17 protein-coding genes are annotated in these 20,345 nt (G+C 56.4%); 13 read left to right on the top strand and 4 right to left on the bottom strand.

Going from position 1 to position 20,345, the window contains the following annotated elements:
* Position 1 precedes the first annotated feature (1 nt).
* From NR201_RS04800 to NR201_RS04810, 3 genes are all read left to right on the top strand, one after another.
* Positions 2-1,531, top strand: a complete 1,530-nt coding sequence (locus NR201_RS04800) for an efflux transporter outer membrane subunit (RefSeq protein ID WP_010669731.1) — start codon at positions 2-4, stop codon at positions 1,529-1,531.
* 865 nt (positions 1,532-2,396) lie between these two features.
* Complete coding sequence (locus tag NR201_RS04805) at positions 2,397-2,798, top strand: H-NS family nucleoid-associated regulatory protein (protein WP_003850507.1); 402 nt, start codon at positions 2,397-2,399, stop codon at positions 2,796-2,798.
* 178 nt (positions 2,799-2,976) lie between these two features.
* Complete coding sequence (locus tag NR201_RS04810) at positions 2,977-4,569, top strand: ABC-F family ATPase (protein WP_010254366.1); 1,593 nt, start codon at positions 2,977-2,979, stop codon at positions 4,567-4,569.
* Between the two features lie 90 nt (positions 4,570-4,659).
* Here NR201_RS04810 and moeB read toward each other — a convergent pair whose 3' ends face one another.
* Together moeB and moeA are read right to left on the bottom strand one after the other, a co-directional pair.
* Positions 4,660-5,418 carry a molybdopterin-synthase adenylyltransferase MoeB gene (gene moeB, locus NR201_RS04815; protein ID WP_033771233.1) on the bottom strand — a complete coding sequence of 253 codons (759 nt, stop codon included), beginning with the start codon at positions 5,416-5,418 and terminating at the stop codon, positions 4,660-4,662.
* Positions 5,419-6,654, bottom strand: a complete 1,236-nt coding sequence (moeA, locus tag NR201_RS04820) for a molybdopterin molybdotransferase MoeA (RefSeq protein WP_256849426.1) — start codon at positions 6,652-6,654, stop codon at positions 5,419-5,421.
* Between the two features lie 256 nt (positions 6,655-6,910).
* Here moeA and NR201_RS04825 point away from each other — a divergent pair, with 256 nt between their 5' ends.
* From NR201_RS04825 to NR201_RS04865, 9 genes are all read left to right on the top strand, one after another.
* The gene (locus NR201_RS04825; RefSeq protein WP_256849427.1) at positions 6,911-7,870 is read left to right on the top strand and encodes an isoaspartyl peptidase/L-asparaginase family protein; all 960 of its coding nucleotides are present in this window, start codon (positions 6,911-6,913) and stop codon (positions 7,868-7,870) included.
* A 9-nt stretch (positions 7,871-7,879) separates the two neighbouring features.
* Positions 7,880-9,736 carry a dipeptide ABC transporter ATP-binding protein gene (locus NR201_RS04830; RefSeq protein WP_050679482.1) on the top strand — a complete coding sequence of 619 codons (1,857 nt, stop codon included), beginning with the start codon at positions 7,880-7,882 and terminating at the stop codon, positions 9,734-9,736.
* 54 nt (positions 9,737-9,790) lie between these two features.
* Positions 9,791-11,326 (top strand): glutathione ABC transporter substrate-binding protein GsiB, encoded by a 1,536-nt coding sequence (gsiB, locus tag NR201_RS04835; RefSeq protein ID WP_256849428.1) that lies wholly within the window; start codon positions 9,791-9,793, stop codon positions 11,324-11,326.
* Positions 11,327-11,372: 46 nt separating this feature from the next.
* Positions 11,373-12,302: a glutathione ABC transporter permease GsiC gene (gsiC, locus tag NR201_RS04840; RefSeq protein WP_010254376.1), complete on the top strand. Its 930-nt coding sequence runs from the start codon at positions 11,373-11,375 to the stop codon at positions 12,300-12,302.
* Positions 12,299-13,204 carry a glutathione ABC transporter permease GsiD gene (gsiD, locus tag NR201_RS04845; protein ID WP_010254377.1) on the top strand — a complete coding sequence of 302 codons (906 nt, stop codon included), beginning with the start codon at positions 12,299-12,301 and terminating at the stop codon, positions 13,202-13,204. Before gsiC ends, gsiD begins: the two co-directional genes overlap by 4 nt.
* Complete coding sequence (locus tag NR201_RS04850) at positions 13,201-13,650, top strand: DUF4385 domain-containing protein (protein WP_256849429.1); 450 nt, start codon at positions 13,201-13,203, stop codon at positions 13,648-13,650. Before gsiD ends, NR201_RS04850 begins: the two co-directional genes overlap by 4 nt.
* Before the next feature lie 516 nt (positions 13,651-14,166).
* Positions 14,167-14,802, top strand: a complete 636-nt coding sequence (locus tag NR201_RS04855) for a carbonic anhydrase (RefSeq protein WP_010254395.1) — start codon at positions 14,167-14,169, stop codon at positions 14,800-14,802.
* A 141-nt stretch (positions 14,803-14,943) separates the two neighbouring features.
* Positions 14,944-15,603 carry a DUF3313 domain-containing protein gene (locus tag NR201_RS04860; RefSeq protein WP_179257093.1) on the top strand — a complete coding sequence of 220 codons (660 nt, stop codon included), beginning with the start codon at positions 14,944-14,946 and terminating at the stop codon, positions 15,601-15,603.
* Between the two features lie 115 nt (positions 15,604-15,718).
* Positions 15,719-16,855: a PQQ-dependent sugar dehydrogenase gene (locus NR201_RS04865; RefSeq protein ID WP_060679842.1), complete on the top strand. Its 1,137-nt coding sequence runs from the start codon at positions 15,719-15,721 to the stop codon at positions 16,853-16,855.
* Between the two features lie 208 nt (positions 16,856-17,063).
* On the opposite strand, the gene NR201_RS04870 is transcribed toward NR201_RS04865, so the two are convergent.
* Entirely contained in the window at positions 17,064-17,720 is a 657-nt protein-coding gene (locus NR201_RS04870; protein WP_022625965.1) for an HAD family phosphatase, read from the bottom strand.
* A gap of 272 nt (positions 17,721-17,992) precedes the next feature.
* Here NR201_RS04870 and NR201_RS04875 point away from each other — a divergent pair, with 272 nt between their 5' ends.
* Entirely contained in the window at positions 17,993-19,195 is a 1,203-nt protein-coding gene (locus NR201_RS04875) for a serine hydrolase (protein WP_010254406.1), read from the top strand.
* 222 nt (positions 19,196-19,417) lie between these two features.
* Here NR201_RS04875 and ybjG read toward each other — a convergent pair whose 3' ends face one another.
* Positions 19,418-20,023 (bottom strand): undecaprenyl-diphosphate phosphatase, encoded by a 606-nt coding sequence (gene ybjG, locus NR201_RS04880; RefSeq protein WP_010254408.1) that lies wholly within the window; start codon positions 20,021-20,023, stop codon positions 19,418-19,420.
* Positions 20,024-20,345: the final 322 nt, after the last annotated feature.

Here is a 20,345-nt window from a genome sequence, read left to right on the forward strand (position 1 = left end):
CATGAAGGTTTTTTACTCTCATCGCCTGAAACCCCTGAGTTTACTGCTGGCCCTCGGGCTGGCGGGCTGCGCCGTCGGACCTGACTATCAGGCGCCGAAACCTGCCGTGCCGGGTGGCTACAACACCCTGGATTCGCAGGAGGCGTCTAAGCCACAAAACGCCGCGATTAATTCACGCTGGTGGCGCAGCTTCAATGATCCGCAGCTCGACAGTCTGATTGAGCGCGCGATTGCGGGCAATCTGAGCCTGCAGCAGACGGTGCTGCGCATTGCCGGGGCACGTGAACAGCTGACGCAGGCGCAGGGCAGTCTGTTCCCCACCCTGGGCGGTTCAGCCAAAGTGACGCGTCAGCAGCTCGGACTGGAAGGCTTGCTTAAATCCAATGGCGCAACCGATCAGCTCGACAGCAACGTGGCCAGCCAGCTCAATGGATTGACCCAGCCGGTTACCCTCTATCAGGGCAGCTTCGATGCCAGCTGGGAGCTGGATCTGTGGGGCAAAGTGCGCCGTCAGGTTGAGGCAGCCAATGCCCAGCAGCAGGCAGCGATAGAACAGCGCAACGATGCGCTGGTCTCACTGGAGGCCGAAGTGGCGCGAGCCTGGCTGCAGCTGCGTGGCGCGCAGAGCACGATTCAGACGCTGCAACAGCAGATTGAGGTGGCGCAGCAGACGACCGAGCTGACCCAAAGCCAGCAGCGTAATGGCCTGGCCCCGCTGACCGATGTGGAAAATGCGCGTGCCCAGCTCAGCACGCTGCAGGCGCAGCTGCCGCAGTATCAGTCGCAGGCACGGCAGGCGATGAATGGGTTAGCGGTGCTGCTCGGCAAGACGCCGGGGGCGCTGGATGCTGAACTCAGTACGCCAAAAGCGTTACCCCCGCTGCCACAGTTTGTCCCGGTAGGCATTCCTTCTACGCTGGCACGTCGTCGTCCTGATATTCGTCAGGCTGAAGCGACGCTGCATGCACAAACCGCTGAGATTGGGGTTTCTGTCGCGCAGCTTTTCCCGAGCCTGTCACTGACCGGCCAGCTGGGCGTGCGCAACACCGATGTCAGCTATCTGGATAACTGGAGCAGCCATTTCTACAGTTATGGCCCGTCGTTATCGATTCCGATTTTCCAGGGCGGACAGCTGGTGTCGAGCGTGAAGTTAGCGCGGGCACAGCAGGCCAGTGCCGCGCTGGATTATCGCCAGACGGTGCTGACGGCGTTGCAGGATGTGGAGAATGCGCTGGTCAGCTATCGCGCCGATCAGCAGCGGGTCACTGCGCTGGATGAGACAACCGGTGCGCTTCAGCGCGCCTTTGATCTCGCCAGCGACAGTTATCGCCAGGGGCTCTCGACCTTCCTGGAGGTGCTGGATGCGCAGCGTCAGCTGGCTCAGGCAGAGGAGCAGGCGACACAGGCGCGGATGCAGAGTGCACTCGATTTAGTGGCGCTCTATAAAGCGCTGGGCGGCGGCTGGGAGACTTACCAGAACGTGGATATGCCGCAATATCCGGTATTTGGCCCGGCCACGCAGGCGAATTAGTCATCCGGCGGTAGCTGCCTCTGCGCAGTTACCGCTTTATCTCTCCTCCGGCAGCGTTAAACCGATGCTGCCTGTCTCTCCATGCTGTTCATCATGATCTAACCCGTTGATAAAGAGAGCTTCTCAGCATCACTATAGCGGGTGCAGCCAGCAGAAAATAAAACAGTGATAATCGCAGGGTTATTATCAGCGCCTCCGGCGAGCGATTATTTTCATGTTGCTGGCACTTTCCGCATTCAGGTTTTTGAGCTCTGTCACCTTTCTCAGTTTATTTCTTTGACGTTTTTTTAAGGCAACTTACGACTGAACGAGTGGGGGCGCGTGAGGCTATTCAGTCAGCCTGAGCCGGGCGGAACTGTTATTGCGCAGCTAAGCGATCTGCGAATAATCCGACTCTGCTATAAATCGCAGCGGCAAAAATGGTTAACAGGTGGCAAAGAGCATAATTAAAAAAGCCACCAGAGCGTTAATTCTTTTGCGCTATTTAACGGTGCCGGGGGTGGCTTTTTAAGCATAATCTGTAAGCTGGTGTGACTGGGGTCACGGGCAGGCACATTTTTAATCTGTTATCTCCGGCCCGTAAGCGTAAATAATGAGGCTGCATGGCCCGCATTTAGTTGATAGCGTTAACTGCCTTCTGCCGGGATAATCTGCCTGAAATCGTTTTCAACTCCTGAGTAAAAGTGCCATTTGTTGTTAATTCAGCGTTAATAAAAGGTCAGGCACGCCCGATTTTAATAGCTCTGTTTCGGCCGAATTAATACTTAGGAATTATCTGTAGCGTAAAAATAATTTATTTTTTTATTTGAATTAGGTAGTCTTGGCGCTACAGTTTTATTAACCCCCCTTAATCAAGGACATTGTGATGAGTGACGCATTTAAGGTACTGAACAATATTCGCACATTACGTGCCCAGGCTCGTGAACTGCCACTGACCGATCTTGAAGAGATCCTGGAAAAATTAACGGTTGTTGTTACTGAGCGCCGTGAAGAAGCAGAAGCGGAAGAGACGCAGAATCGCGAAAAAGAAGAAAAGCTTTCTAAATATCGCGAAATGCTGCTGGCTGACGGTATCGATCCTAATGAATTATTAGGTGCACTGGAAAGCGGGAAAAAACGTACCAAGCGTGCGCCGCGTCCGGCTAAATATTCTTACACCGACGAAAATGGTGAGCAGAAATCCTGGACTGGCCAGGGCCGTACCCCGGCAGCGATTAAAAAAGCGCTGGATTCCGGTAAAAGCCTGGACAGTTTCCTGATCGATTGATCGACACAATCCTTGTAAGTGGGAGCCGGGGGGCCATCATGGCCTTCCGGCTTTTTTATTTCTGCCGGGATATCAATCACCCCGCAAGGAATCCACGGCTGACGCTGGCGTGCGCTGCGTCACATCTGGCATAATAGCCGCCGTTTTTTCATCCATTCTCTTCACAAAGGTCAATGCCGTGTTAGTTAGCAGCAATATCACCATGCAGTTTGGCAGCAAGCCACTGTTCGAAAATATCTCCGTTAAATTTGGCGGCGGTAATCGTTACGGTTTAATCGGTGCGAACGGCAGCGGAAAATCCACCTTCATGAAGATTTTGGGTGGCGATCTGGTGCCTTCAGGCGGCAATGTTTCTTACGATCCCAACGAGCGCATCGGTAAGTTGCGTCAGGATCAGTTCGCCTTTGAACAATTTAGCGTACTGGACACCGTTATCATGGGTCACCATGAGTTATGGGAAGTGAAGCAGGAGCGCGACCGTATTTATTCTTTGCCAGAAATGAGCGAAGAAGAGGGGTATAAAGTCGGCGATCTTGAGGCACTTTACGGTGAGATGGACGGCTATAGCGCGGAGTCTCGTGCCGGTGAGTTATTACTCGGCGTCGGCATTCCGGTTGAGCAGCATTATGGCCCGATGAGCGAAATTGCGCCGGGCTTTAAATTACGTGTGCTGCTGGCGCAGGCGCTGTTTTCTAATCCTGATATTCTGTTACTCGATGAACCGACGAACAACCTGGACATCGATACTATTCGCTGGCTGGAGCAGGTGCTGAACGAGCGTGACAGCACCATGATTATCATTTCGCATGACCGTCACTTCCTTAATATGGTCTGTACGCACATGGCTGATTTGGATTATGGCGAGCTGCGGGTTTATTCCGGTAATTATGACGAATATATGACCGCGGCGACCCAGGCGCGTGAACGTCTGTTATCCGATAACGCCAAGAAAAAAGCGCAGATTGCTGACTTACAATCGTTCGTCAGTCGTTTTAGCGCCAACGCCTCTAAATCGCGTCAGGCGACATCACGCGCTAAGCAGATGGATAAAATTAAACTGGATGAAGTGAAAGCCTCCAGCCGCCAGAACCCGTTTATCCGCTTTGAGCAGGACAAGAAGTTGTTCCGTAATGCGCTGGAAGTGGAAGGTTTGACCAAAGGATTTGATAACGGTCCGCTGTTTAAGAATTTAAATCTGCTGCTGGAAGTGGGTGAGAAGCTGGCGGTGATCGGTGCCAACGGTATCGGTAAATCAACACTGTTAAAATCGCTGGTGGGTCAGCTGACGCCAGATAACGGCAGCGTTAAATGGTCAGAGAATGCACGTATTGGTTATTACGCTCAGGATCACGCCGATGATTTTGCCAATGACCTGACGGTATTTGACTGGATGAGTCAGTGGAAACAGCCTGGCGATGATGAGCAGACCATTCGCGGTATTCTGGGTCGCCTGCTGTTTTCGCAGGATGATATTAAGAAGCCGGCCAAAGTGCTTTCCGGTGGAGAGAAGGGTCGTATGCTGTTCGGTAAGCTGATGATGGAAAAACCGAATATTCTGATTATGGATGAGCCGACCAACCACCTCGATATGGAGTCGATTGAATCGCTCAATATGGCGCTGGAGATGTATGAAGGCACGCTGGTGTTTGTTTCACACGACCGTGAATTTGTCAGCTCGCTGGCAACCCGCGTGATAGAGCTGAAAGCAGATCGCGTGGTGGACTTCACCGGTAATTACGAAGATTACCTGCGGAGTCAGGGTATCGTCTGATTGAAACGGGGTGGCGCAGGTCACCCCGTTTTTTTTGGTGGTTTGTTGGTTCAGCACGGGCTTCAGGGAGCAGAGGCGTTCCTGCCGACGTTACGCGCTACCACCACACACTTCACAGTGCGCATCCTGCGCCACCTTCATGCTGCGGAACTCCGCGCTCATCGCATCGTACATCAGCAACCGGCTGGTGGCGGGCGTGCCAAATGCCGTCAGCACTTTAATCGCTTCCATCGCCTGCATCGCACCAATCACGCCAACCAGCGGAGCCATGACGCCCGCTTCCACGCAACTCAGGGTTTGTTCCCCAAACAGGCGGCTGATGCAACGATAGCAGGGTGTGCCGGGCTGCCAGTTGAATACGCTGATCTGACCTTCCATCCGAATCGCGGCGCCGGAGACCAGTGGCACCCGCTGCTGACGACAGAGCCGGTTAAGCTGCTCACGCACTGCAACGTTGTCAGTGCAGTCCAGCACCACCTGCTGCCGGGCGATCAGCGCCAGCAGCGCTGCATCGTCCAGCTGTCCATTAACCGGATGCAGCTGACAGTGCGGATTGATGGCGGCCAGGCTTTGTGCGGCGGAGTCCACTTTGGCGCGGCCAATGTCAGCATCGTGATGCAGGATCTGCCGTTGCAGGTTGGAGTGCGACACGGTATCGAAGTCGAGCAGCGTCAGGCTACCGACACCGGCAGCCGCCAGATAGGGCGCAGCGGCGCAGCCGAGTCCGCCCAGCCCTACGACCAGCGCATGACTCGCTTTCAGCCGCTCCTGACCGTCGAAATCAAAGCCGCGCAATACAATCTGCCGGTTGTAGCGCAGCATCTCCTCATCGCTTAATTCAGGCAGCATTTACGCCTCCAGCAGGGCGTTGAACGGTTCCACCTCGACCCATTCGCCCGGTTCAACATTGCCGCGATCCCGTTCCAGCACAATAAAACAGTTTGCCTGGGCGAAGGAGCTGAAGACGTGTGAACCCTGCATCCCGGTGGTTTCCACCTCCAGTTCACCCTGTGCGGTCTGTCGCAGGATGCCGCGCTGAAAATCGAGCCGGCCTGGTGACTTTTTAAGCCGCGAGGCGCAGCGCACTTTCTGACGTGGCGGCAATGCTGATTTTTGCTGGCCGGTGAGGGTGGCAAGCAGCGGCTGAACGAGCTGATAAAAGGTCACGGCGGCGGAGACCGGATTACCTGGCAGGCCGCAGAACCAGCTGCTGTTGAGGCGGCCAAAAGCAAATGGCTTGCCAGGCTTGATCGCCAGCTTCCAGAAGCTGATGGCACCAAGCTCTTCCAGCATCGTTTTGGTGAAGTCCGCTTCGCCCACCGAGACGCCGCCGGTAGTAATCACGACATCCGCCTGCCGATCGGCCTCGTTGAAAGCAGCACGCAGTGCGGCCGGGTCATCTTTGATAATGCCAAGGTCGATGACTTCGCAACCCAGCTTATGCAGCATCAGCGATACCGCAAAGCGGTTGGTGTCGTAGATCTGGCCTTCGGCCAGCGGCTCGCCTACCGGCTGGAGTTCATCACCGGTGGAGAAGATAGCGACCCGCAGTTTTCGCAGCACGCTGACCTGCGCGATACCCAGTGAGGCGAGCAGTGGCAGCTCCGCCGCGCCCAGCCGCGCTCCCGCTTCCAGCACCACGGTGCCTGGCTGAATATCATCGCCGATGAGACGAATGTTCTGTCCGGGACGGACCGGCGCGGTGATCATAATCGCATCACCCTGTGTTTCGGTCTGCTCCTGCATCACTACTGCTTCACAGCCTGCGGGCACCGGCGCACCGGTCATGATGCGAATCACGCTGCCCTGCGGCCACTCACCGTTAAACGGTGCGCCGGCAAAGGCTTTACCCGCCACTGGCAGCGGCTGATCGCTGCTGGCGTCTGCCAGCCTGACGGCGTAGCCATCCATCGCAGAGTTATCAAATGGCGGGACGGCAATCGGTGAGGTCACCGCTTTGGCGGTGATACGCCCGACCGCTTCGGCCAGCGGCACGCTAAGAGAGTCGGTGACGGGCGTCAGCTGTGACAGCATTTTTTGTTGTGCCTCCTCAAGGGAGATCAAGCCTGCAGTAAAACTTTCCATGGATATTCCAGCCTGGTTATCTCAGATGCTGCCTATTATGGTGGGAATTAGCCGCTGAGTCACATCGGTGTCGGCCTGACTTGCCTGTTGTTGTGGCCAAAGTGAAATATGGCGGTAAGAAAAGGTTATAACCACAGGAACAGTTTCCGCTTTACAACACTTAGCAGGCTTTCTATAGTCAAAAATCACCAAAAATGGGTGAAAACCATTTTAAATCAGTGTTTTTCGTCCTGATGCAACCACAGGGTAGATCGTTATGGTCAATGCAGTGATCGCCATTCATGGAGGCGCCGGTGCCATTACGCGCTCAGCAATGAGCGCCGAAAAAGAGCAACTCTATCGTCAGGCGCTACACGATATTGTCACTCAGGGCCAGCAGATACTGGCTCAGGGCGGCAGCGCACTCGATGCGGTGACCGAAGCGGTGCGGCTGCTGGAAGAGTGTCCGCTGTTCAACGCCGGTAAAGGCGCGGTCTTCACCCATCAGGGCACCCATGAACTCGATGCCTGCATCATGGATGGCCGCACCCTGGGTGCAGGGGCGGTCGCGGGCGTAACGCGGGTACGGAATCCGGTGCTGGCGGCACGTGCCGTGCTGGAACATAGCGAGCATGTCCTGTTTATCGGCGAGGGCGCAGAGCAGTTTGCTGAGGCGCACGGGCTGGAAACGGTCACGCCTGATTACTTCTCGACTCCGGAACGCTGGGAGCAGTTGCAGCGCGCGCTGAACAGCGATACGGCGGTGCTGGACCATGATGGTGCCGCGCACATCGATGACCCGCTCGACCCGGACCGTAAGTTTGGTACGGTGGGGGCCGTCGCGCTGGATCTTGAGGGCAACCTCGCGGCCGCCACGTCAACGGGCGGTATGACCAACAAGCAGGCCGGACGGGTCGGCGACTCGCCGCTGCCGGGCGCAGGCTGCTACGCCAGTAACGACAGCGTGGCGGTCTCCTGTACCGGCACCGGGGAAGTCTTTATGCGGACGCTGGCGGCCTACGATGTGGCAGCGCAGATGCGCTACGCCGGGCGCTCACTGCAGCAGGCCACGGTTAATGTTATTCATGACAGTGTGCTGGAGCTGGGCGGCAGCGGGGGGCTGATTGCCGTCGACCGCGCAGGCAACGTAGCGCTGCCTTTCAACAGCGAAGGGATGTATCGCGGTGTGGCGCGGGTTGGCGAAGTGGCAGACGTCGCTATCTATCGCGAAAGTTAAGGAGCAGAGATGAGCGACAGGCAAACGTTACCGCCGCTGGCCCCTGAGCAGGTCCTGGCGGTGCGCGATCTCAATGTGCGTTTTCAGCACGAAACCACCGTCACTGACGCGGTGCGTCATTTGTCACTCGATCTGTTTCGCGGCGAAACGCTGGCGCTGGTGGGGGAGTCAGGCTCGGGGAAATCAGTGACCTCGCTGGCGCTGATGCGGCTGATTGAGCAGGCTGGCGGGAGGGTCAGCGGCGAGGTGCTGTTGCGGCGTCGCAACGGCGACGTGCTGGATCTGATGCGCGCCTCAAAAGGTCAGATGCGGCGGGTGCGCGGTGCGGATATGGCGATGATCTTTCAGGAGCCGATGACCTCACTGAATCCGGTCTTCTCCGTGGGCGAGCAGATCGCGGAATCCATCCGTCTGCATCAGGGCCTGAGCCACGCCGGCGCGCTGGCCGAGGCGCGCCGGATGCTGGATCTGGTACGAATCCCGGATGCGCAAAATGTGTTATCCCGCTTCCCGCATCAGCTGTCGGGCGGGATGCGTCAGCGCGTGATGATCGCCATGGCGCTCTGCTGCAAACCGGCCCTGCTGATTGCCGATGAGCCGACCACCGCGCTCGACGTCACCATCCAGGCGCAGATTCTGCAGCTTATCCGCGTGCTGCAAAAAGAGATGCAGATGGGGGTGATTTTTATCACTCACGATATGGGCGTGGTCGCCGAAATGGCCGATCGGGTTCAGGTGATGTATCGCGGCGAAGTGGTAGAAAATGCTCCGGTCGCTGAGCTGTTCAGCGCCCCGCAGCAGCCCTATACCCAGGCGCTGCTGGCGGCGGTGCCAAAGCTCGGTTCGATGCAGGGCCAGCCCCTGCCGGCTAAATTTCCGTTGCTGCACAGCGATGCCGTTGATGACGTGCCGCAGGATACGGTTCGCCGCCTGCAGCCACCCATTTTGCAGGTGCGCGATCTGGTCACCCGCTTTGATATTCGCGGCGGCCTGCTGAACCGCGTCAAAAGCCGGGTGCATGCCGTCGAAAAAGTCAGTTTTGATCTCTATGCCGGTGAGACACTGGCGCTGGTGGGAGAATCCGGGTGTGGTAAATCGACCACCGGGCGATCGCTGCTGAAGCTGGTTGCCAGTCAGGGTGGCACCCTGACCTTTGACGGACAGCGAATAGACCATTTGTCAGGTGCCGCGCTGGCCCATCTGCGACGCGACATTCAGTTTATCTTCCAGGATCCCTACGCCTCGCTCGATCCCCGGCTGACGGTCGGCTTCTCCATTATGGAGCCGCTGCTGGTCCACAAGGCGATGCCGCGTCGCGAGGCGGAGCAGCGCGTCGCCTGGCTGCTGGATAAAGTGGGTCTGCTGCCGGAACATGCTCAGCGCTATCCCCATGAATTTTCCGGCGGCCAGCGTCAGCGCATCTGTATAGCCCGCGCGCTGGCGCTGAATCCCAAAGTGGTGATCGCTGATGAGTCCGTCTCGGCGCTGGATGTGTCAATTCAGGCGCAGATTATTAATCTGATGCTCGACCTGCAGCGCGAGTTTGGCATCGCCTTCCTGTTTATTTCTCACGATATGGCGGTGGTGGAGCGTATCAGCCACCGCGTGGCGGTGATGTATCTCGGTCAGATTGTCGAGATGGGGCCGCGTCAGGCGGTGTTTGAGCAGCCTCAGCACCCTTACACCCGAAAACTCATGGCAGCGGTGCCGGTAGCCGATCCGGCTCACCGGCGTCGCGAACGAGCCTTACTGGTCGATGAGATCCCCAGCCCGATTCATGCGTTAGGGGATGAACCTGAAGTGGCGCCGCTGATGGAGGTGGCTCCGGGCCATTTCGTCGCCCGCCACGTTATCAGTGCGACCTGAACAGTGACGATGTCGCCCCGGCGACCAACCCGACAGGGATTACAGGAGAACAAGATGCAGATTACGATGCGTAAAGGGTTACTGGCGGCTGGCGTGTTAAGCAGCGCAATGGCATTGCCCGCCTGGGCAGCACAGGATGCGGTGATTGCCGTCGCGTCCAACTTCACCACTCTCGATCCCTATGACGCCAACGACACGCTGTCGCAGGCTGTCGCGAAATCCTTCTATCAGGGCCTGTTTGGCTTTGATAAAGAGATGAAGCTCACTAACGTGCTGGCTGAGAGCTATCAGGCCAGCGCCGACGGCCTGACCTACACCATCAAACTGCGTTCCGGAGTTAAATTCCAGGATGGCACTGACTTCAATGCGGAAGCGGTAAAGGTCAACCTCGATCGTGCCAGCAATCCGGATAACCATCTCAAGCGCTACAACCTGTTTAAACATATCGCCAGCACCGAAGTGGTGGATCCAACTACGGTAAAAGTAACGCTGAAAGAGCCGTTCTCCGCCTTTATCAACATCCTGGCTCATCCGGCGGCGGCGATGATTTCACCCACCGCGCTGAAAAAATATGGCAAAGAGATCGGTTTCCATCCGGTAGGAACCGGCCCGTTTGTGTTTGAAACCTGGAACCAGACCGATTTTGTCAAGGTGAAGAAGTGGGAAGGCTACTGGAAGCCGGGCTATCCGAAGCTGGACAGCATTACCTGGCGACCGGTGGTGGATAACAACACCCGCGCGGCGATGCTGCAGACCGGCGAAGCGAACTTTGCTTTCCCGGTGCCCTATGAGCAGGCAAAACTGCTGGAGAAGAACAGCAAGCTTGCTGTGGTAACCACGCCATCGATTATGCAGCGTTACATCAGCCTTAATGTCACTCAGAAGCCGTTCGACAATCCGAAGGTGCGTGAAGCGCTGGAATATGCCATCAACCGTCAGGCGCTGGCGAAAGTAGCGTTCTCCGGTTACGCCACGCCTGCTACCGGCATCGTGCCGCCCACCATCGACTTCGCTCAGAGCTATCCGGCCATCAGCTACGATCCGGCCAAAGCGAAAGCCCTGCTGAAAGAGGCGGGTTACCCGAACGGGTTTGAAACCACGCTCTGGTCGTCACACAACCACAGCACCGCGCAGAAAGTGTTGCAGTTCACCCAGCAGCAGCTGGCGCAGGTTGGCGTGAAAGTTAAAGTTACGGCGATGGATGCGGGTCAGCGTGCCGCTGAAGTAGAAGGCAAGGGCCAGAAAGAGAGCGGCGTGCGCATGTTCTACACCGGCTGGTCCGCCTCAACCGGCGAAGCGGACTGGGCACTGACGCCACTGTTTGCTACTACGGCCTGGCCACCGGCGATCTTCAATACCGCGTTTTACAGCAATCCTAAGGTCGATAAAGATCTGGCTGATGCGCTGAAAACCACCGATCGTGCCGAGAAAGCGCGTCTCTACAAAGATGCGCAGGATACCATCTGGCAGGATCACCCATGGATCCCACTGGTGGTTGAGCAGCTGGTTTCTGCCAACAGCAAAAACCTCAGCGGTTTTTATGTGATGCCCGATACCTCATTCAATTTCGATGAGGCAACTCTGAAGTAACGGAGCAGGCCAGCCCGCGAGGCTGGCCGCAGCTGCAGGATGTTGCATGTTTAACTATTTTCTCAAACGACTCTTTGGGCTGATCCCCACGCTGCTGATTGTGGCGGTGCTGGTGTTCCTGTTTGTTCACCTGCTGCCGGGCGACCCGGCGCGTCTGATCGCCGGGCCGGAAGCCGATGCCTCGGTGGTGGCGCTGGTGCGTCAGGAGCTGGGACTCGACCTGCCGCTGCCGCAGCAGTTCTGGCACTTTATGCTGAATGCGCTGCAGGGCGATTTCGGCCAGTCGATGGTCTCGAAGCGGCCGGTCGCGGAGGAGATCGCCTCACGCTTTATGCCGACCCTGTGGCTGACGCTGGTCAGCATGATCTGGGCCGTGATTTTTGGCATGGCAATCGGCATCGTTTCTGCTGTCTGGCGCAATCGCTGGCCCGATCGACTGGGGATGACGCTGGCGGTGTCGGGCATTTCGTTTCCCGCCTTTGCGCTGGGCATGCTGCTGATGCAGGTCTTCTCAGTTGAACTGGGATGGCTGCCAACCGTCGGTGCAGAGAGCTGGAAACATTACATTCTGCCCTCCATCACCCTGGGTGCGGCGGTGGCGGCGGTGATGGCGCGCTTTACCCGTGCCTCGTTCGTGGAGGTGATGCAGGAAGATTATATGCGGACCGCCCGGGCCAAAGGGGTGCGCGAGTCGCTGGTGGTGGTCAAGCATGGCCTGCGCAACGCCATGATCCCGGTGGTGACGATGATGGGGCTGCAGTTTGGTTTCCTGCTGGGCGGATCGATCGTGGTCGAGGTGGTGTTTAACTGGCCGGGCCTGGGGCGACTGCTGGTCGATTCCGTGGCGATGCGCGACTACCCGGTTATTCAGGCGGAAGTTTTGCTGTTTTCACTGGAGTTTATTCTGATCAACCTGTTTGTCGACATGCTCTATGCGGTGATTAATCCCGCTATTCGCTTTAAGGAGTCGCGATGAAAAACTGGCGACGCGAAGCGGCACTGAAAACGATGCCGCTGATTGCGGAGAATCGGGTGCGAACGCCGTGGCGTGAATTCTGGCGGCGTTTCAGAGGGCAGCCGGTGGCGCTGCTGGCCGGGCTGTTTGTGCTGGTACTGATTGTGCTGGCGGTTATCGCCCCATGGATTGCGCCGTTCGACGCAGAGAACTACTTCGATTATGACCGGCTCAATGACGGCCCCTCGCTGATGCATCTGTTTGGCGTCGATTCGCTGGGGCGTGACATTTTCAGTCGGGTGCTGGTCGGCACGCGGATTTCCCTGATTGCGGGCTTCTTTTCGGTGGTGATCGGCGCGCTGATCGGCACATTCTTTGGTCTGTTAGCCGGCTATTACGAAGGCTGGTGGGACCGCATCACCATGCGTATCTGCGATGTGCTGTTTGCCTTTCCCGGCATTCTGCTGGCGATTGCGGTGGTGGCGATTATGGGCAGCGGCATGAGTAATGTGATTGTGGCGGTCGCTATCTTCAGTATCCCGGCTTTTGCCCGGCTGGTTCGCGGCAATACGCTGGTGCTGAAGCATCAGACCTATATTGAGTCGGCACGCAGCATCGGCGCTTCTGACTGGACTATCCTGATGCGGCATATCCTGCCCGGCACGGTATCGCCGATTGTGGTCTATTTCACTATGCGGGTCGGTACCTCAATCATTACCGCGGCCAGCCTGTCATTTCTGGGGCTGGGCGCACAACCGCCTACGCCGGAGTGGGGTGCAATGCTGAATGAGGCGCGGGCCGACATGGTTATCGCGCCTCACGTGGCAATTTTCCCCAGCCTGGCCATCTTCCTCACCGTTCTGGCATTTAATTTACTCGGAGACGGGCTGCGCGACGCACTTGATCCTAAACTAAAGAGATGAAATCTTTCGATTATGATCAGGACTTCAGCACTATCGACTTCCGCCAGCACCCCGAGCTTTATCAGGTCGGGCGTGGTGAGCAGGGTGTGCTGATGGTCGAGCCTTATAAAGGCGAAATACTGCCACACTGGCGTTTTCGTACCGTTCCCATTGCTGAAGAGTCGGCTGAGAAAATCATGGCGCTGTTTGAGGAGTATCGGCGCAAAGATGATTTTGTCGGCATGGATATGGCGCGTAAATTTATTCAGATGGGGTATACCCGTGCGCGCCGTTACAGCAACCATAAGGGCGGACGTAAATATGACGCAGATGGCAAGGAGCTGCCGCGCGGCATCAACGAGGAAAAAGCCGCGGCGGCGGCTGTTTTCAAAGGCTACTGGGACAAACTTCGTGCAGATGAAGACTATCTGCGACGTAAAAAAGCGCATCAGCAGCAGTATGGCTAAGCGTTAATCCTGCTCTCCCGGCAGCCGCTACCCCCTGCTGCCGGGGTTTTTTTAATGAACCCGTCCTGCTCAATCTTATCCCTCATTCCTTGCCTGCAAAGGTTCTGCTGCAGCGCCCGTGCTGCCAGATGCGCAGCCGTTTCGCCACGCCCCAAAACACCATAGCCCGCCACGCTTGCCAGATAAGGTCAGACAGCAGCAGAAGAGAAACCTTTTCTGCTGGCGAGCCGGGGGCGTAAAGTAGTGAAAAAACGCGTAAAAGCCGATCCACAACACAGGCAAAAAAACGGGCGGTTCAAACCGTGCTTTTTCCAATAACTTCCCGTGCTATAAAAAGAAATTGGCTGCGGAGCCTCTGACTGATGAACAAGCGAAACGCTGACAGTGGCCGCTGTTTAGAGCATCCGGTAAAAGGCGGGTTGATATTCACTTGTTTTCATTAATAATAAACGGGCAAACCCCACTGAGGGGGCTATGCCCCTCAGGTAATGAAATGGATAATGTGAGAGCTAAATAATGAAAGAGATCATCAACGGATTTCTGAATTTCCAGCAGAATGTGTTTCCTGAAAGGAAGGATCTTTTCAAAAGCCTGGCATCAAATCAAAATCCGAAAGCGCTGTTCATCTCCTGTTCAGATAGCCGTCTGGTGCCTGAACTGGTGACGCAGCAGGAGCCAGGAGAGCTGTTCGTTATCCGCAATGCGGGCAACATCGTTCCCTCATTCGGCCCGGAGCCAGGCGGTGTCTCCGCCACTATCGAATATGCGGTGGTCGCGCTGGGCGTCTCCGACATCATCATCTGTGGTCACTCTAACTGTGGTGCCATGAACGCCATCGCCTCCTGCGCCTGCATGGATACCATGCCTGCGGTTGAGCACTGGCTGCGCTATGCCGATGCGGCAAAAGCGGTGGTTGAGCAGCGTGAGTATGACTCGCCAGAGAAGAAGCTGAACGAGATGGTCAAAGAGAACGTCATCGCCCAGCTGAACAACATGAAAACCCATCCTTCCGTCTCCGTCGCGCTGCGTAACGGTAAGCTGCGTCTGCACGGCTGGGTTTACGATATCGAAAGCGGCACCATTATGGCGCTGACCCAGGGTGGCAAACAGTTCATCACCCTGTCTGAGAATCCTGATACCTGCTTTGAGTAATCTTTTTCGCCCGCTGTGCTCTGCAGCGGGTTTTCCTGCTATTTATTCTGCATAACAGCGTTAAATCGCCTCTGTTATTCTGCATTTCCCTTCTGGCTTATCTATGCTTGCTTAAACCTTCCTGATACAAGCGAGTTGATGATGCGTAAAACTTCCGTTGCTGCTCTTCTGGCGGTCTCTGCCATGCTGCTCAGTGGTTGTACTTCTCATGTTGCTGATAAGCAGCAATATTCAGGTTTTTTAAGCGATTACAGTCAGTTGCAACCGGCTTCGTCAGCCAGTGGTGAACCGACTCTGCGCTGGATATCACCCGACTATCAAAGCAGCCATTATAAAGATGTGCTTTATACATCGCTGATCTACTACCCGGCGGCGCACCCCACGCCACGTGTCACTCAGCAAACGCTGGATCAGGTGCTCAGTTACACCGAGATCCAGCTAAAAGGCGCGATAGCCACCCGCCTGCCGCTGGTGAATCAGGCTACGCCGCATACCCTGAAGGTAAGGGCCGCCATTACCGCCGTGTCAGCAGAAAATCAGGGCGTGCAGTTTTATGAAGTGGTACCGGTTGCCGCGGTCGTTGCCAGCACCATGGCGGCGTCAGGGCATCGTACTCAGAACAGCGAACTGTTTCTGGAGATAGAAGCCAGCGATGCGGTGACGGGCAAACCGATGATCCGGGTGGTTCGCAAAGCCTTTGGCAAAACGGTCAGTAACAGCAATACGCCGATCACCTTTGACGAGCTGAAGCCTGGTATCGATACGATGGTGCGTGACACGGTAAGTTTTAACGCGCCCTGACTCTGACGGGCGACAGCAGAGCGCTGTCGCCCTGATTAATCTTTTGTAAATCCTCAACATCATTGCAGAGGGGCTGACTACGCTTAAGGGCATTCTATCCCGTCAGGAGATCGTTATGGCCCGTTTCTCAACTGCCTTGTTGCTAAGTGGCTCCCTGTTCTGTACCGCCCCCCTGTTTGCCGCCGACGTAAAGGTCGAGGTATTACAGGATAAGTTACAACATCCATGGTCCGTCGCCTTCCTGCCCGACAACAAAACGCTGCTGATTACCGAACGTAGCGGACAACTGCGCAGCTGGAGCCCGGAGAGCGGCCTGTCGCAGCCGATCCAGGGCGTGCCAAAGGTCTGGGCAGAACGGCAGAGTGGCCTGCTGGACGTGGTGCTGGCACCCGATTTTGCCACCAGTCGTCGCGTCTGGCTTAGCTATACCGAAGCGAACAGCAGTGGCAAAGCGGGCGCGGTGGTAGGCGTGGGCACGCTGAGCAAGGATAACCGGCAACTCAGCGATTTCCGCGAGGTGATTCGGCAGACGCCGATGCTCTCCAGCGGCAACAACATCGGTACCCGGCTGGCGTTTGATACCCAGGGCTATCTCTGGATCGCCTTCGGCGATAACTTTGCCAGCAGCGCTGCGCAGGATCTCGATAAGCTGCAGGGCAAACTGTTACGGCTCAACGCCGATGGCAGCGTGCCGGACGATAACCCGTTTGCGAAACAGCGCGACGCACGGCCAGAGATCTGGGCCTATGGTTTGCGTAATCCGCAGGGGCTGGCGCTTAACCCCTGGACCGGCAAAATATGGGAAAATGAACATGGCCCGCGCGGCGGCGATGAAGTGAATATCATGGAGCGGGGCAAGAATTACGGCTGGCCGCTGGCAACCTACGGCATCGACTATAGCGGTGACAAAGTGCCGGAGTCACAAGGCACACAGGTTGCGGGTACCGAACCGCCGCTTTATCACTGGAAGGATTCTCCGGCCATCAGCGGCATGGCGTTCTACAATAGCGCCCGTTTTCCGCAGTGGAAAAACTCGCTGTTTATCGGCGCTCTGAAAGAGAAAAACCTGATTCGTCTGAGTATCAACGGCGAGAAAGTGGTGGAAGAGCAGCGTCTGCTGGACGATCAGAAGGCGCGCATTCGCGATGTGCGGCAGGGGCCGGATGGCTGGCTCTATGTGCTGACCGATGAGGCCAATGGCAAGCTGCTGAAAGTGGGATTAGCGCAGGACGCTGGTGCGTCCCGCGGCTAAGAGCCTGTCCCCAGGCTATTTTATGTGTCAGTCTGGGCCTGGGCAGTGCTCACACAGGCTGCTTTAGCAACCTGAACGCCCGTCAGGGCGGCCCTGAAGGGGCGAGCGCAGCGAGTAATCCTCACGGACTACGTGTACTACGGATTGTTCCGCGCTGTCCGTGTCCAGGCTGCCAGCAACAGTTACGCCTTATGGAATAAGCTCGGAGTCAGCGCGCCCAGTGATAAACCTGCCAGCCGCGGTTTAACGCTTCCTTGTGTAACTGTTCGTCAGGGTTGATGACATGGGCATGATCGGCCTGTTCCAGCAGCGGCAGGTCGTTCATCGAATCGCTGTAGGCCCAGGTGCGGTCAAAGGCCTCGTCCTGCTGCAGCGCTTTCCAGTCACCCAGTCGCGTGACTTTGCCCTCTTTATAGGTCATGGTGCCGTAAGTGTTGCCGCTGTAGCGCTCGTCCACGATTTCAACGCCAATCGCCAGCGCGCCGCAGGCACCCAGCTTCTCTGCAATCGGCACCACCAGATGCTCGCCGCTGGCGGAGATGATCATGACCTTGTCGCCACGCGCCCGGTGCCACTCAATCCGCTCGCGGGCTGCAGGATAAACGCGTGGCATGATGTCGCGGTGAATGAAGCGCCGCACCCAGCCTTCAACGGTAAGCGTGGCCATGCCCGCCAGGGGGGAGAGTGTTTTATTCATATACTCTTCAATCGACAGCGTACCGGCATAGTACTGGCTCATTAATGCCTGTTCCTGATCAATCAGTTCACTGGGAGCGAATCCCTGTGATACCAGCCAGCGCAGCCACAGGCTGGTGCTGTCTTCACAAATGAGTGTTTCATCCAGATCAAAAAGGGCTAAGTCCATGGTCGGTCTCCTCGGCTGACTGGCGTTCAGGTTAACTGATATTTGTGACGGGCTTAACTCTTCTGCGAAAAATCGGAATTTCACGCAGTTTTGATAGCGACAGAATCGGGGAAAAGCGGCACGCGCGCGGCACTTATGCCAGGGTTACTCTACTAAACTCTAAAAAACTTTACGATTCGACGGTTTTTTTCGCTGCCGTCAAGGGTTAGCGTTTGAGTGAGAATTTTCTGCCCCTGGAATTTCGATTTAACAAGGACAATCCGGCCAAGCCCATGACAAACACTCGCTTCACATCTCGCCTGCGGCACCTTGCTGCCACTTCATTACTGATTCTTGCCCCCGTCAGCGTTTTTGCTGAGCAGGCTCCCGCCGCGCCAGGCATTGATGCTAAAGCGTGGATTCTGATCGACTACGCCAGCGGTAAGGTGTTAACCGAATCCAGTGCCGATCAGCGCCTCGACCCCGCCAGTCTGACTAAAATGATGACCAGCTATGTTGTGGGTCAGGCGATTAAAGCGGGCAAAATCAAGCCGGATGACCTGGTTACCGTCGGACAGGATGCCTGGGCCACCGGCAATCCTAAGCTGCGCGGCTCGTCGCTGATGTTCCTCAAGCCGGGCGATCGTATTCCGGTGCATGAGCTGAATAAGGGAATCGTGATCCAGTCCGGCAATGACGCCTGTATTGCGCTGGCGGATTATGTGGCGGGCAGTCAGGATTCGTTTATCGGCCTGATGAACAACTACGTGAAGGCGCTGGGACTGCAGAATACCCACTTTATGACGGTGCATGGTCTGGATGCAGAAGGGCAGTACAGTACCGCGCGTGACATGGCGCTGATTGCTCAGGCGCTGATCCGCGATGTGCCCGAAGAGTACGCGCTGAATAAAGAGAAAGAGTTCACCTTCAATAATATTCGCCAGATCAACCGCAACCGCCTGTTGTGGAGCACCAATCTCAAGGTTGATGGCGTCAAAACCGGCCACACCTCAGGCGCGGGGAATAATCTGGTCGCTTCAGCAACCGAAGGGGATATGCGTCTGATCTCGGTGGTGCTGGGCACCGCCAGCGATGCGATTCGTTTCCGCGAAAGTGAAAAGCTGCTGACATGGGGCTTCCGTTTCTTTGAAACGGTCACGCCGATTAAAGCGGATGCACCGTTTGCGCAGCAGCGGGTCTGGTTCGGTGATCGCAGCCAGGTCAATCTGGGCGTGGCGAAAGATGCTGCGCTGACCATCCCTAAAGGGCAGATGAAGAATCTGAAGGCGAGTTTCAGACTCACTACGCCGCAGCTGGAAGCTCCGCTGAAGAAGAATCAGGTGGTCGGCACCATCGATTTCCAGCTGGACGGGAAAACCATTGAGCAGCGGCCGCTGGTGGTGATGCAGGATGTGCCGGAAGGCGGGTTCTTCAGCCGGATGATTGATTTCGTGATGATGAAATTCAATGGCTGGTTCGGGAAGTGGTTTTCATAAGTAAGCAGGGACGCAGGCTCGTACTGCGTTGAGCCCGAGCCTGCACAGGGAACAGGGTCAGATCGGAAAGACGCAAAATCCGTCATCCATGACACGCTCGGCCCGCGCCGTCCCTGGCGCGGGACGCTTTCCTCCTCTGACCCTGTTCCCTGCGCTTTAAGCTTATTCGCTGCGGTAAATCCGGGTTTGCCACAGTGCTGGGGACGCTAACGCGTCCCTTTCTTAATCCTGCGTCCAGCCTTTGCGAATCGGCACGGCAAATAGCGACCGATAGAGTGGATTGATTACCGCCAGCATCCGCTCGCCATAGAACTGCCACGCCAGATGCGAAGCCAGACAGCTCAGCAGCCCCACCAGGAACCCGCCCAGCATATCCATTGGCCAGTGAACGCCAAGGTAGACCCGCGACCAGGCAATAGCGCAACCGGCCACCATCAGAACCACACCTGACCAGAGGCGATGCCAGAAGATAAAGGCCAGTGCAAAGGTGAATATCGTGGTGCCGTGATCGCTGGGATAGGAGTCATCGGCGGCGTGATGCAGGAACTGATAACCAAAACCGATAGCGAAAGGGCGGGGATGCGGCAACAGCTGGCCCACAGACCAGGAGATCGCCAGCGCATAGATCAGCGCCATACCGGTTTTCAGTACTAGTACCCGCTGCGAAGACACCTGATCGCGCGGTCCCCAGAGCCACATCGCCACGATTAACAGCGGCACAATGGCGATCAGATCTTTGGCAAAAAACGTCGCCAGCTGCAGTAACCAGGCGGGTGAAGCCGGTGTGGCATTAATGGCAGTAAACAGTGAATGGTTCAGCTCTTCCATTTCGGGATAAATTCCTCAGCAGACAGTCCGGTTAACGGCAGCTGGCAGCATCCCGCCAGCCCGGCCCGATAACAGCGGCAAAAAAAACGGTCAGCGACAGCTCGCTCACCCAATCAGCCAGCACAAATTGCTAACTAAACAGCGGTCTATCCTGCTTTTTACCGTTTTGTTCGTCTATAGAAAGGCTCTTAATCTGCCGTTGAGTTGTGTAACGGTTTAAGTTTTATGACACTTGAAGTTGCGAATCAGGCGGGGAATGACGGGGAGGGACGAAAAAAGGCATAAAAAAACCCGCCGGGAAAAAGACCAGCGGGCTCCACAA

The organism is Pantoea sp. Fr-CA_6, assembly GCF_024520895.1.
GTDB lineage: Bacteria > Pseudomonadota > Gammaproteobacteria > Enterobacterales > Enterobacteriaceae > Pantoea > Pantoea agglomerans.